This is a genomic window from Priestia sp. 53B2 (assembly GCF_056099005.1).
In genome coordinates this window covers 354,272-368,367 of sequence record NZ_JBLZXA010000030.1, presented here as the reverse complement: position 1 = coordinate 368,367, position 14,096 = coordinate 354,272, and the positions used below count along the sequence as shown (strand labels likewise).

General features: G+C 40.3%; 13 protein-coding genes. 9 read left to right on the top strand and 4 right to left on the bottom strand.

Annotated features, from left to right (window positions below; genetic code table 11):
• The first annotated feature begins 115 nt into the window (after positions 1 to 115).
• Positions 116 to 388, top strand: a complete 273-nt coding sequence (locus tag ACN6NE_RS26540) for a hypothetical protein (protein WP_240702726.1) — start codon at positions 116 to 118, stop codon at positions 386 to 388.
• A 59-nt stretch (positions 389 to 447) separates the two neighbouring features.
• On the opposite strand, the gene ACN6NE_RS26535 is transcribed toward ACN6NE_RS26540, so the two are convergent.
• Positions 448 to 2,148, bottom strand: a complete 1,701-nt coding sequence (locus tag ACN6NE_RS26535) for an L-lactate permease (protein WP_129710294.1) — start codon at positions 2,146 to 2,148, stop codon at positions 448 to 450.
• Between the two features lie 381 nt (positions 2,149 to 2,529).
• On the opposite strand from ACN6NE_RS26535, the gene ACN6NE_RS26530 reads away from it, so the two are divergent.
• From ACN6NE_RS26530 to ACN6NE_RS26500, 7 genes are all read left to right on the top strand, one after another.
• Positions 2,530 to 3,855: an FAD-binding oxidoreductase gene (locus ACN6NE_RS26530; RefSeq protein WP_474328262.1), complete on the top strand. Its 1,326-nt coding sequence runs from the start codon at positions 2,530 to 2,532 to the stop codon at positions 3,853 to 3,855.
• Entirely contained in the window at positions 3,856 to 5,217 is a 1,362-nt protein-coding gene (locus tag ACN6NE_RS26525) for a (Fe-S)-binding protein (protein ID WP_129710290.1), read from the top strand.
• On the top strand, positions 5,201 to 6,652 hold the full coding sequence (locus tag ACN6NE_RS26520) for an FAD-linked oxidase C-terminal domain-containing protein (protein WP_129710288.1): 1,452 nt from the start codon (positions 5,201 to 5,203) through the stop codon (positions 6,650 to 6,652). The genes ACN6NE_RS26525 and ACN6NE_RS26520 overlap by 17 nt, the downstream gene beginning before the upstream one ends.
• A gap of 171 nt (positions 6,653 to 6,823) precedes the next feature.
• Positions 6,824 to 9,001 (top strand): malate synthase G, encoded by a 2,178-nt coding sequence (locus ACN6NE_RS26515; protein WP_474328259.1) that lies wholly within the window; start codon positions 6,824 to 6,826, stop codon positions 8,999 to 9,001.
• 106 nt (positions 9,002 to 9,107) lie between these two features.
• A complete protein-coding gene (locus tag ACN6NE_RS26510) occupies positions 9,108 to 9,884 on the top strand; it encodes a fumarylacetoacetate hydrolase family protein (RefSeq protein ID WP_474328257.1) in 777 nt (258 codons plus the stop codon).
• 51 nt (positions 9,885 to 9,935) lie between these two features.
• Positions 9,936 to 10,730, top strand: coding sequence for an IclR family transcriptional regulator (locus ACN6NE_RS26505; RefSeq protein WP_013057552.1), 795 nt, complete (start codon positions 9,936 to 9,938; stop codon positions 10,728 to 10,730).
• A 143-nt stretch (positions 10,731 to 10,873) separates the two neighbouring features.
• Positions 10,874 to 12,106 carry an aminopeptidase gene (locus ACN6NE_RS26500; protein ID WP_129710281.1) on the top strand — a complete coding sequence of 411 codons (1,233 nt, stop codon included), beginning with the start codon at positions 10,874 to 10,876 and terminating at the stop codon, positions 12,104 to 12,106.
• A gap of 151 nt (positions 12,107 to 12,257) precedes the next feature.
• Here the strand turns inward: ACN6NE_RS26500 and ACN6NE_RS26495 are convergent, their stop codons facing one another.
• Complete coding sequence (locus ACN6NE_RS26495) at positions 12,258 to 12,638, bottom strand: DUF4183 domain-containing protein (RefSeq protein ID WP_129710650.1); 381 nt, start codon at positions 12,636 to 12,638, stop codon at positions 12,258 to 12,260.
• Between the two features lie 134 nt (positions 12,639 to 12,772).
• Here ACN6NE_RS26495 and ACN6NE_RS26490 point away from each other — a divergent pair, with 134 nt between their 5' ends.
• Positions 12,773 to 13,135, top strand: coding sequence for a DUF4183 domain-containing protein (locus tag ACN6NE_RS26490; protein WP_240702725.1), 363 nt, complete (start codon positions 12,773 to 12,775; stop codon positions 13,133 to 13,135).
• 57 nt (positions 13,136 to 13,192) lie between these two features.
• Here the strand turns inward: ACN6NE_RS26490 and ACN6NE_RS26485 are convergent, their stop codons facing one another.
• The gene (locus ACN6NE_RS26485; RefSeq protein ID WP_165351756.1) at positions 13,193 to 13,327 is read right to left on the bottom strand and encodes a DUF4184 family protein; all 135 of its coding nucleotides are present in this window, start codon (positions 13,325 to 13,327) and stop codon (positions 13,193 to 13,195) included.
• Between the two features lie 80 nt (positions 13,328 to 13,407).
• Positions 13,408 to 13,899: a hypothetical protein gene (locus tag ACN6NE_RS26480; RefSeq protein ID WP_028409022.1), complete on the bottom strand. Its 492-nt coding sequence runs from the start codon at positions 13,897 to 13,899 to the stop codon at positions 13,408 to 13,410.
• Positions 13,900 to 14,096: the final 197 nt, after the last annotated feature.

Sequence of the window (14,096 nt, the reverse complement as noted above, 5' to 3'; positions counted from 1 at the left end):
CCTAACGTACGCTTTTTTGTTACAAAACAGTGAACAGTGCTCGAAACACTAACATCTCATTTAAAATTAATAGTAAAATAACGCTATTAAAAACGGGATGAAAGTAGGTCAAGAAATGAAACTATTATTAGCATGTCAAAAGCAGCCTTATCGGATTTTAGAAATGATTATGGTGTTTTTCACCTTAATTTTTGTTGTACTGTCGTTTTTTGATTACCGTCAGCTGTTTTTTCTTGTGTTTACACTTGGAATTGTATTTGCTATTCGAGCGTTTGAAATGCAAGAAGGAGAGAAAAAGATTCAAGGAAACATCTGGCTGCTTGTCGGTGTTGTGATGATTTTGCTAGACATAGTTTTATTTGTTGTATATGCCATTAATCAATCTTAAATAGAAGAAAAAAAGCTTCCGTTCAGAGGGGTACCTCTAGATACGGAAGCTTTTTTTGATTAAGGAATCATCCACGATAATACATTAGATTGTAAAAATGTTAATACGCAGACAATCAGCAGTAAAAATAAGCTGTGCTTCACCGTGAAACGAAGCAAATCGGACTCTTTTCCCGCCAACCCAACCGCAGCACAGGCAACGGCGATGGACTGCGGTGAAATCATTTTACCGGTTACTCCACCAGAAGAGTTTGCTGCAAGCGCAAGAAGCGGGTCCATTCCAATAGACGTAGCCGTGATTTTTTGCAAGTTGCCGAATAATAAGTTGGCTGAAGTATCTGATCCTGTAATAAAAACACCGAGCCAGCCGAGTACAGGAGAGAAAAAGGGAAATAACGCGCCTGTTTTAGCTAACAGCAGTCCTAAGGTTGTACTCATTCCAGACGCATTTGTCACGTAAGCAAATGCCACGACGGACATAATGGTAAGCAGCGGCAACGCTAATTCTTTGCACGTCTCGTTAAACGTAATAAACCAGTCTTTCCAAGAGATGTTGACGATAAATTTTGTGACCACAGCAGACAACAGGATAGCTGTGCCCGCAGCGCCTAGTAATTCTAACTTATACACTGCCGCAATCGGTTCTCCATTTCCATTTAAAATTAAATTATTTAACCAAGGTACTTCTGGCATAAACGTTAAATAATGTCCGATGGAATTGATAGCGCTCAAAAAAGCGTTAGCTCCTTCATAATGTCCTGTCAAAGCGGTTTTAATTTGAGGAATTCCCCATATAGAAATAAAGATCGTTAAAATTAAAAAAGGTGACCACGCCTTTGCAATTTGAGCCCCCGTGAATGCGGGTTGATCTTGAGTTTCTCTTGGCTCAGCTGAAGCGGAAGCTACTTCATATGCTGCTTTTTCAGATTGAAAACGGAACGTTGTTTTCGGTTTCCAGAATTTTAAGAAAATAGCGAGTGCAAAAAGTGAAACGAGTGCCGATAAAATATCAGGAAGTTCCGGTCCTAAAAAGTTAGAGCTGACAAACTGGGTAAGGGCAAAAGAGACGCCGGATACTAAAATAGCAGGGAGTACTTCTACTGTTTTCTTAAATCCTGCCATTACAAAAACCAAATAGAGCGGAATAAATACAGAAATAAAAGGAAGCTGGCGGCCTACCATTTTAGAGATTTCCATTGCCGCTACTCCAGTAGGACCTTCCATAGCCGTGATAGGAATACCGATTGCACCAAAAGCAACGGGTGCTGTGTTTGCTAATAAACATAAGCCAGCGGCATACAGCGGATTAAAGCCTAAACCTACGAGCAGAGCTGCTGAAATAGCAACAGGTGCGCCGAAACCAGCGGCGCCTTCAAGAAAAGCCCCAAACGAAAAAGCAACCAACAAAGCTTGAAGTCTGCGATCTTCTGTAATAGATACGACAGAGGTACGAATAATATCAAACTGACCGGTTTTTACGGTTAGTTTGTAAAGAAAAACGGACGTAATGATAATCCATCCAATTGGCAGTATACCGTATACGGCTCCTTGACTGGCTGACATAAAAGCCATGCTAGCCGGCATTTTATAAGCAAATATTGCAACGGCAAGTGCGACCAGTAAAGTTGTAACTCCAGCCATATAACCTTTCATTCGTTTAATAGCCAGAGCCCAAAAGAAGTAAAGAATAGGAATCAAAGCGATTAATGAAGACCAAATGACGCTGTTTCCTACAGGAGTGAACTGCTGTGTCCATGTCATAACTAACACCTCATTTTCAAATTAGTGAACTATAAATTTAGTAAAACGAAACCATTAAAACTACGATGATAAGGTCATCTGATGACTTATGTAAAAATGAATTCGCTTACATTATATTCTAATCCTTTTAGGATAGGCAAGTACTAAAAGAAACTTTTTTTCAAAAGAACGGACATTTTTTTGTTAATAAGAAAAAATACTGGTTGAAAATCCCAAGAATAGGTGATTAAATGATTGTAAGCGCTTAAAATATATCTTTTCATCTATTCTACTAATTATCCTTCTTATTAATCTACTACTTTTAGTCGTATTATATATGGCACTTCTTTATGTTATTAGTGAAACGTTGTTTGCTATTACAAAACGAGAGGAGTCAATTTATTGAGTACGTTGAAGCTTCCAGGTCATTTAAAATCCATTTTATCTCATCCTTCCACACTTGAAGAACAGCATATGAATCACTTCCTTGGAAATAACGGGTCCCTGCATATTAAGCCAACTTCAGAACAAGAAATAGCAGCCGTTTTAAAGTATGCGACGGAACACGGAAAAAAAGTCGTCATTGAAGGGAACGGTACAAAAAAAGGGTTTGGGGGACTTATAGATACAGCAGACCTTTTGCTTTCGCTGACTGAATACAGCGGAATTGTTGAACATACAGTAGGTGATATGACGGTTACTGTAAAAGCTGGTACGCCGTTTGGAGAGCTCCAAACGTATTTAAAAACGTACAATCAGCAAGTTTCACTTGATCCAGCTCTAGGAGACTACGCTACAATCGGCGGAGTTATTGCAGCGAATGAAAGTGGTCCAAAGCGCTTGTCTTATGGATCGGCTCGAGATGCAGTAATCGGTATGAGAGTCGTATATTCAGATGGAACCATTGTTCGTTCAGGGGGAAAAGTCGTCAAGAACGTGGCTGGCTATGATATGAATAAGCTGTTTATTGGTTCAATGGGAACGCTCGGCATTATATCCGAAATAACGTTAAAGCTGCGTCCGCTGCCCAAGTATCAAAGCATTGTCTTTATTTCTTTTTCAACAGGCAATATCGAAGAAATTCATGCGTTTGTTAGCAAAGTCTTAGATTCCATGATAGAGCCCGTTGCTTTGGAATTATTAAATCCTTCTCTAGCTGAAGATGTAATAGGGCAGCATCTGTTTACACTTGTAATCAGCTTTGAAGACGTAGAAAGTTCCGTTCATTATCAAGAGAATTACATCAAAAGTATTCAGCCAGCTGATACGATTTTAAAAGTGCTGCAGGAAAAAGAAGCCGAGGTGTTCTGGGGATTTTTTAGTAACATTAGTCCAAATGGTGCACGTTGTTCTTCCGAAGAAGAAACGGAAGCCACTTTAAAAGTCGGCGTACCAAATATGAATGTACTCGATGTAATAAACAAAAGTACTGCATTAAAAACGTCCCGTCCAATGCTGATAAAAGCACATGGAGGAGTTGGACATGGTCTTTGTTCGGTCTACATAAAAGGCTCAGAAGATGCCATTCTTTCCGTTATTACTTCATTTACTGAAACTGCTAAAACGTACGGAGGATATGTGGTCGTTAAACATTTGCCTTTTATACTACGCCAAAAAGTAAATGTATGGGGAGAAGAACCTTCTCATTTTCCGTTACTAGCAGGAATTAAAGCAAAGATGGACGCTAAAAACGTGCTTAACTATAAACGATTTATAGGAGGAATCTAAGTGAATTCAGCGAAAGCGGATATCAAAGATGCTCCATGTCAAAGCGTTAGCAATTATTTGTGGAAAGACGCGCCAGACGAAAAAAAATGGGCGGATTGTGTACACTGCGGAATGTGCTTGGAGTCTTGTCCTACTTATGAAATAACGGGGCAAGAACAGCATTCACCAAGAGGACGCGTGCACCTTATCAAATCGGTAGCAGAAGGAAAAATAAGCGTGAATGAGCAGTTTACAGACCCTGTGTTTGCCTGTTTGGATTGCCGGGCCTGTACAACTGCTTGCCCTGCAAATGTAGACGTTGGCGGACTCATTGAAGAAGCTCGCGGCCAAATTCGTCAGGCGATGCCTTTGACGGGATGGAAAGGCATGATCAGCAAGTTTTTTCTAAAAGAACTTTTTCCTCACTCTCATCGCTTAGAAGCTGCAGGAAGCTTGTTGAAGCTGTATCAAAAAAGCGGAATGCAAAAAATGATGCGCACAACAGGCATGTTAAATATGATGCCGACACATTTAGCGGAAATGGAACATGTAATACCTAAAATTACCCGTTCTGTTCGAAAAAAATATAAAAAGAAACGCGTTCTAAAAGCAAAAGCCGAAAGAAAAGCAGAAGTTGCTTTTTTAACCGGCTGCATCATGGACGTCATGTTCAGTGATATTAATGAAGCGACTCTTAATGTATTACGAAGAAATGGAAACGACGTCGTTATTCCTCCATCTCAAACGTGCTGTGGTGCTTTGCACGTTCATGCAGGAGACCGAGACATGGGAAGACAGCTTGCCAAAAAAAATATAGAGGCGTTTCAGCATGCCGATACCATTATTGTAAACGCTGCGGGATGCGGCTGCATGTTAAAAGAGTATCCTGAACTATTTAGAGAAGAAGAGCAAGAGTGGCTTGAAAAAGCCGAAGTCTTTGCTGAAAAAGTCCAGGATATTTCAAAATACCTTCACGATACGGGATATCGACCCCCGCAGACAAAGCTGCATAAGCGCATTACGTATCACGACGCTTGCCATTTAGCTCATGGTCAAGGAGTTAGGGAAGAACCAAGAGATATTTTGCTTTCTATTCCGGGAGTGGAAATGGTTCATATGGCTAATGCGGACCGATGCTGTGGAAGTGCAGGAATTTATAATTTAACAAATCCTGATATGGCGGGAGCTGTGCTTCAAAGTAAAATGGAACACGTGCCTCATGACGTAGAAATGATTTCAATGGGAAACCCGGGATGCATGCTGCAGATGGCAGTAGGAGTAAAAAAATATGGACGAAGTCAGCAAATTGTTCACACGGTACAGCTTTTGGAGTGGGCCTATCAAAAAGAAGAGGAGGAAGCACATCGTGTTGAAGAAAAATAGAATAAAAGATCTTCACGTAAAAAATCTTTCTCAACTAGTAGATGCTCATTCTATTTTGCATCATAAAGAAGATTTGCTTGCGTACGACTGCGATGGGTTTACTATTCATAGGCATTTGCCTAAAGCGGTGTTATTTCCTCAAAATACGAAGGAAGTTTCTAGCATTGTTAAATACTGCAATGAACATGATTTGCCTTTTCTTGCAAGAGGAGCAGGGACAGGTCTGAGCGGAGGAGCGATTCCTCTTAATAATGAAGTGGTTATTAGTTTAGTGAAAATGAAGCGCCTTCTTAGCGTCGACTATGAAAACAGGCGTGCCGTTGTAGAGCCGGGATTTATTAATCTTAAATTAACCAATTCAATCTCTAAAAAAGGATATTATTATGCACCGGATCCTTCGAGTCAATATTGCTGCACCATTGGTGGAAATGTAGCGGAAAACGCAGGAGGGGCACACTGTCTTAAATATGGAGTAACCACCAACCATATTTTAGGGCTAGAGGTGGTGCTTCCAAATGGAGATGTGATTGAGCTTGGCAAGCAAGGTATTCCAGATGAACCAGGATATGATTTATTAGGGCTTTTAACAGGATCAGAAGGGACGTTAGGAATCGTTACAAAAATTACGGTACGCATTTTGAAAAACCCCGAAGCAAAACAAACGGTTCTTGCCTATTTCGACCGCATAGAAGACGGCAGCCAAGCGGTATCAGACATTATATCAGCCGGCATTGTGCCTGCTGCGCTTGAAATGATGGATAAAACCGCCATTGAAGGAGTGGAAGCTGCTGCGTTTCCAGTCGGACACCCTAGAGATATTGAAGCTCTTTTATTAATTGAAGTAGACGGCATTTCAGCCGGTATCGAAGAGCAAATCCTTCGTATTTTAGACGTATGTAAAAAACAAAACGTACGGGAAGTGAAAGTAGCTGAAAGTGAAGAAGAACGCGCGAGGTGGTGGGCAAATCGTAAAACAGGATTTGGAGCGATGGGAGCTATATCCCCTGACTATCTCGTACAAGACGGGGTTATTCCAAGAAGTAAACTGCCTCAAGTACTGAAGCGAATTAACAAAATTAGCGAAGAATCTGGCCTTCGCATTGCCAATATTTTTCACGCCGGAGACGGGAACTTGCATCCGCTTGTATTATTTGATGCTAGAAAGCCGGGGGAAACTGAAAAAGCACTAGACGCCGGAAGCGCATGTTTGCAAGTATGTGCAGAAGTAGGAGGAACGATTACCGGCGAACATGGCGTGGGCATTGAAAAAAAAGAAGAAATGCGATTTGTTTTCAATGAAGATGAAATTCAAGTACAAACGAATATACGAGAAGTATTTAATCCTAAAAATCTATTAAATGCAGGAAAGCTTTTTCCAAGTCCGAGCCGCTGCGCTGAAGTCAAAAAAGAAAAGAAAAAAGCAGAATATTTTTAGAAAATTCTTGAAAATATATTCGCTCGATGATATGATTTTTTTAACAAAAATAAAACGCTGTTTCGTAATAAGGAACAGTACCTCATATGTTCGTCTTAATCATTTTGGCAAAAAGAAATGAAAGCGCGTCCAATTTTAAAAATGTAAAAGAGTAAGAGGAGGAAACAGACGGTGACAAACTACAAACAAGTTGGAAATCTGAAAGTAGCTCCAGTTCTCTATCAATTTATCAATGAGGAAGCTCTTCCGGGCAGCGGCCTAAGTACAGAAAATTTTTGGTCTGATTTTGAAGCGTTAGTAACCGAGTTAACACCCGTAAATAAACGTTTGTTAGAAAAGCGTGATCAGCTGCAAGCTCAAATTAATGCGTGGCATCAAGAAAATCCTGACGGTGACTTTAACGAATATAAATCGTTTTTAACGAGAATTGGCTATTTAGAAGACAAGACAGAAGATTTCCTTATTGGTACAGAAGGAGTAGACAGCGAAATTGCCTATCAGGCAGGACCGCAGCTTGTTGTACCAGTAAATAACGCCCGGTATGCTATTAACGCTGCTAATGCACGTTGGGGAAGTCTCTATGATGCTCTTTACGGCACTGATGCAATCAGCGAAGAAAATGGAGCTTCGCGCACGAGTTCTTATAATCCAATTCGAGGAGAAAAAGTTATTGCGTTTGCGAAGAGTTTTCTTGATGAAGTTGTTCCGCTCGTTCAGTCTTCTCATGCGGAAGTGGTTCAGTACAGCCTTGAAAATGGAAAGCTTGTAGCTCAATTAAACGATGGCAGTTTAACCGAATTACAGGAAGAAGAGAAATTTGTAGGGTATCAAGGAGAAGAAGAAAGCCCTGATGCCCTTTTATTCAAAAACAATGGCCTGCATTTTGAAGTTCAAATTGATCGTACGGATTCGATTGGTAAAACAGACGATGCGGGTGTAAAAGATATTTTAATGGAAGCAGCTCTTACGACGATTATGGACTGTGAAGATTCAGTAGCGGCAGTAGACGCAGAAGATAAAGTAGATGTTTACCGCAACTGGCTGGGATTAATGAAAGGTGATTTGACGTCTACTTTTAAAAAAGGAAGTCAAAACATGACAAGGCGTTTAAATCCAGACCGTACCTATGTTTCTCCCGACAAGAAAAAGATTTCGCTGTCTGGCCGTTCGCTTATGTTTGTTCGAAACGTTGGGCATTTAATGACAAACAGCGCTGTTTTAGATAGAAATGGCAACGAAATCTATGAAGGTATTTTAGACAGCGTGATTACTAGTTTAATTGCCAAACACACCTTGCTTAAAAACGGTACGTATCAAAATTCTAAAAAGAGCTCTATCTATATCGTTAAACCGAAAATGCACGGCTCCAAAGAAGTGGCTTTTGCCAACACGTTATTTAATTCAATTGAAGATATGCTAGGGCTTGAGCGTCATACGATTAAAATTGGCGTAATGGACGAAGAGCGCCGCACGACGCTTAATTTAAAAGCGTGTATCAAAGAAGTAAAAGACCGAGTAGCTTTTATTAATACTGGATTCTTGGATCGAACAGGTGACGAAATTCATACCTCAATGGAAGCGGGCGCTGTTATCCGTAAAAATGATATGAAAACGTCTAAATGGCTTCAAGGCTACGAGCAGTCTAATGTAAATGTAGGATTAGCAAGCGGATTCCAAGGCCGCGCTCAAATTGGAAAAGGGATGTGGGCGATGCCGGATATGATGGCGGAAATGCTTAAACAAAAAGTGGGGCATTTAAAAGCAGGAGCGAATACGGCATGGGTGCCTTCACCAACTGCAGCAACGCTTCATGCTCTTCACTATCATCAAATTGATGTAAGAGATGTTCAAAACGAATTGCTTACTCAGTCTACTGATTTACAAGATGACATTTTGCAAATTCCTGTAGCAGAAAAACCAAATTGGAGCAAAGATGAAATTCAGCAGGAGCTCGATAACAACGCTCAAGGAATACTTGGGTATGTAGTGAGATGGGTCGACCAAGGAGTAGGGTGCTCAAAAGTACCGGATATTAATAATGTAGGGCTAATGGAAGACCGGGCAACGCTTCGTATTTCCAGTCAGCACGTAGCTAACTGGCTTCATCATGGAATTTGTACAAAAGAACAAGTAACGGAAACGCTAAAGCGAATGGCAAAAGTAGTGGATCAACAAAATGAAAATGATCCTCTGTATCAGCCAATGGCATCGAACTACAGCACATCCATTGCTTTTCAGGCAGCCTGCGATTTAGTATTTCAAGGCTATGATCAGCCAAACGGCTATACGGAGCCAATTTTACACCGCCGCCGTATCGAAGCAAAGGCAAAAGCAGCTATAAAACAGTAAAAAAACGGCCTGTCAGCATAGAGATGGCAGGCTGTACTTGCATCTTAAGAATCTGACTATCTACTATCCTTATTAAAATCAACCAAATAGGAAAAGGAGTTATGTCATGAAATTTGTAAGGTTCGCTGTACAAGATAGCCGTCATACAGGTGTACTAAAAGAGGATACGATCAGCGTCATTAAAGGAAATATATTTGAGAAATGGGACTATACAGGACAGACTTTTTCACTGAGTGAAGTAAGGCTTTTGGCTCCTTTAGAGCCGAGTCAAATTATTGGAATAGGTGCAAATTATGCAGCCGCGAAGTCGGAGCTGCCACGAGAACTGCCTTCTATTCCTGTCTTCTTTTTTAAGCCCGTATCCTCTGTGATTGGTCCAAACGAGGACATTGTCATTCCAACTGCGATTAAGCACGTCAAGTTTGAGTCTGAGCTTGCAGTTATTATTGGAAAAGAAGCAAAGAACATCGCAAAAGAAGACGTGCTGGACTATATATTTGGGTATACAATTGGAAACGATGTAACGGCTCCGGATTATTTTCATGAAGACGGGCACTGGACCATTGGAAAATCCTTTGATTCATTTACGCCTCTTGGCCCCGTAATCGAAACGGAGCTTAACTTTAAATCCATTCATGTAAAAGCGTTTTTAAATGGCGTTGAAAAACAAAACAGCTCGACAGATTTAATGATTATTTCCGTTGAGCAAATGATTGCTTACCTTTCTACTGTTATGACCCTTAAGCCGGGAGATGTGGTTTTAACAGGAAGTCCGGTCGGCGCGGAGCTGGTGAGCGCAAACGATGTCATTGAATGCACCATCCAAGAAATTGGAACCCTCCAAAATCCGTTTGTTGCAGAGAAAGAACGTGCAAACGTATAAGAGTGATAAAAAATGCCCGGCAGTAACACAACACATAAAGGAGAGAGAAAAATGGAGAGAGAAAACATGGTGAAGTCTGTAAGCCGGGCGTTGGATATCGTCACAATTGTCAGCATGGAAAGAGAAGGGGTAGGCGTCACAGAAATTGCAAAGCAAATGGACATCAATAAAAGCTCCGTATACCGTATTCTAACTACTCTTGCTCAGTACGGCTATATTGAACAAGATCAAGAAACCGGGCGGTACAAGCTTGGGTATAAGTTTTTAGAAGTAAGTTCAAAACTTTTAGATTCTATTGATCTACGAACGGAAGCAAAGCCGTTTTTGCAAGAACTTGAAAGTGAAACAAATGAAGTTATTCATCTTGTTGTCTACGATCAAGGTGAAGTAGTGTATATTGAAAAATTAGAAGGCAATCAGACGCTGCGCATGCATTCAAAAGTGGGGAAAAGAGCGCCTATGCACTGTACGTCTGTCGGTAAAGCTATCCTAGCTTTTTTACCACTTAACACGGTAACAAGCATTCTTGAAAGAAAAGGCTTACCAGCTCATACCGATCATACCATTACAGATGAAGAAAGCTTTCTTCGAGAACTTTCAGAAGTAAAACAAAAAGGATATGCGCTGGATTTAGAAGAAAATGAATATGGAATTACCTGCATCGCAGCGCCTATTTTTGATCACCTTGGTCAAGTCGTTGCCGCAGTCAGCATTTCCGGTGCTACGATGCGTATGACAAATGAGCGATTAACGTATCTTCAAGAACGCATGGTTGATATAGGCAAGAACATTTCGGAGCGGCTCGGCTACAAAACTGAATCTGTGAAAGACAAAAGTTTGTTCTGATTCTTAGAGAACAAACTTTTGCTATATAATAATCTGTAAAATAACGTAATTATATTATGTAAACTATAGGCTAGGATTTTCAATTGATGTTTTATTCATGATACAATAAAGTCGTTAGAATATATACGTAAAGGAGATAAATTATGGAACAGTTTGAGCGCAATATTGAAAAGTACGCCGAGCTAGCTGTAAAAGTCGGTGTAAACATTCAAAAAGGGCAAGTATTAAACATTAATGCCGATATTTCTTCCGCTGATTTTGTTCGTGAAATTGCGAAAAAAGCGTACGAAGCCGGAGCAAAGTCTGTTGATGTAGACTGGCATGACGATCATTTAGTTCGTTTGAAATACGAAAAAGCGGATGAATCTGTATTTAATGAATTTCCTGCTTGGAAAGCTCAAGCAAGAGAAGAGCTTGTGAAAAACGGAGGCGCTGTTTTATCTGTGATTTCAAGCGGTCCTGACTTACTAAAAGGAGTAGACGGCAAACGTATTGCTGCGTTCCAAAAAGTAAGCGGAAAAGCAATGAAAAAATTCCGTGAAGCGATCCAATCCGATAAAATCAGCTGGTCCATCGTAGCTGTTCCTTCAAAAGACTGGGCAGCTAAAGTATTTCCTGACGTTCCAGAAGAACAGCAGCAAGAAAAACTGTGGGAAGCTATTTTTAAATCTGTGCGCGTAGACCAAGAAGATCCAGTGGCCGCATGGGAAGAGCACAACGCTTCATTACATACAAAAGTAGACATTTTAAATGAAAAGAGATTTGCTAAGCTTCACTATAAAGCGCCAGGAACAGATTTAACAATTGAGCTTCCTGACAAACATATTTGGGTTGGCGCAGGCAGTGTTAATGAAGACGGCAACTCGTTCATGGCCAATATGCCAACAGAAGAAGTATTCACACTTCCGAAAAAAGACGGCGTAAATGGTCAAGTAACGAGCACAAAACCGCTTAGCTACGCAGGAAACTTAATTGAAAACTTCACGCTAACATTTGAAAACGGAAAAATTGTTGATGTAAAAGCAGAAGAAGGCGAAGAAACGTTAAAGCACCTAATTGAAACAGATGAAGGTGCCAAATACTTAGGAGAAATAGCCTTAGTCCCGCATCAATCGCCAATCTCTCAGTCGAACATCATTTTTTACAACACGCTGTTTGACGAAAATGCATCCAATCACTTAGCCATCGGCAGCTCGTATTCTTTCTGTTTAGAAGGCGGAAAAACGATGTCTAAAGAAGAGCTATCACAAAACGGAGCAAACGACAGCATCACCCACGTTGACTTCATGATTGGCTCAGCTGAAATGGACATCGACGGCATTAAAGCTGATGGTACAAGCGAGCCTGTGTTTAGAAAAGGGAACTGGGCGTTTTGAATTAAATAAATAGCAATAATAAAAGCTTCTGCGCTACATCCGCAGAAGCTTTTATTATGACCTCTAAATTTCTGTAAAACTGAGATTTATATGTCTTCCACGTAATTACGCTTTAAAACAAAACGATAGCATAATCTTCACTTTATTACTTTTAAGTTTGTACATCTGTATCAGAAGCAGGCGCAAAGTTTGTAACTTCTAATACTATAGGAGAACCAACCAAAATGGTAGATCCAGCAGGCACAGTAATAGCTAAAGAACCGACACCTGCAGCTCCTGCTGTATAAGCTGAAAGGCCAGCCATTTGTAAAACACCGTTAATATACACATTATAATAGCTGTTATCGGTAGCTAAAGCAGGGAGTTCGGTAGCAGCTGCACCCGTATCGCCAAAAAAGTCAGCGGCATCGATTGTTAAAGTGGCTGCACCTGTCGTTGTAGCAGTTGCTGTATAAAAGAAACGTGAGACGGTTGGGCTGGCTGTTACAGTGGTAGTAGCGGCTATAGCGAGTTTCATAATTTGAAGAGGCATAAACGTGTTACCTCCTTTCATGTTCTATCCTTCAATATATGCATTTGTTCCTTCTGAGGAATAGGTTTAATGGCATAAATTTAATTCTTAAAGACTATAACTAAACTAAGTACATCTGTGAAGGAGAGTTTTTCTTGAAGAAAAAATCTTACGGCTGCGATCAGTATGCAACCTCTTGTTCAACACCTTTTATTAAGCTTCCCGTGTTGCCCCAGCAGGAATTCAGGTATATATTTCCGAAAAAAGTTCGCATCTTTGAATACTATACGGTAGCCGGAGGCAACAAGCGTATCTTTACAGATCAAGATGCGTTAAAAGAATACGGCACTCAGCATATATTGGATCCTGAGAGCTACTCATACAGTAATCTATTCATAAACGGTGTGTTACAGCCTTCCTCCAATTACAGCGTCCAAAAAGGACTTCTTATCATTAACACAGAGGATATTCCTTTAGAAAAGTCACCCGTGATTTTACAAATGATTAAAGTAATCTAACTTTCACCCACAAAATGCGAAGTACACATGCCTGCACATAAAAAAACAAGGTGAACGTTAGTCAGTTCCACCTTGCTGTGGTTCTTCTTTTTTAACCGGAGCGTCACGCTTGAACATGTGATAGTAGGTAAACCCTAAGCATAGAGCGCCGGCGATTGAACAAAAATATTGCAAAAAACGGACGAAATCCATTGGAATGACCTCCCATTTTCAGTTTCGCTTCTAGTATGTACAGGGAAGTGAAATAATATGTGAAAAAGGGAGGTTTTCTCTTATAGTTCGTATGGTTCTTGAAGAGTAAGGTAAGGCTGCTGATCTTCAAGACCAAGACGCTTATTTAATTGTCTTTTCATTAAATCGTACTGGTAGATGAGGTGAAATTGATTTTTTTTCGGTGTTTCACAGCGAATGTATGTTTCTTGCCCGTTCTTGTCTGTGAAATGAATGGTTAGTTCACCGAAATAGCGTTGAACAGGAGCTCCGTGAAGGCCTTTTTCATTTTTGACAACCTTTGAAAATTCTGCTCGTTGAATACGGTTAAATGGAATAATAGCTACTTGATTGATAACAAGACGCTGATCGTACATGTCAATTTTAGATATGGAAATTTGATTGATTCCTTCTGCAAATTTAACATGCCCGTTTACAGAAACAAGCGGTTTGCGATCCTCAGGATCAACAGCGCCTTGAGGCCGCTTAATGACGTAGAAGCTAGCTACGCCAAGTGCTACGATACCAACCACAACAATAAGTGCAAACATCATTTTGCATTCCACCTCCTGAGTATAGATGTGTAATCTGAATTTAACAGCAAGCTGTTTCAGTTGCCATATTGCCTCAACAATGAGGGTAGAGAAAAGCAGTTCGGCAGTTCATTATAAGTATATACATACGTTCGACAATATGGTGTGATATTCCTTCTTATTATGACTTTTTTACGACAAAATGGGCAAAACTCTTT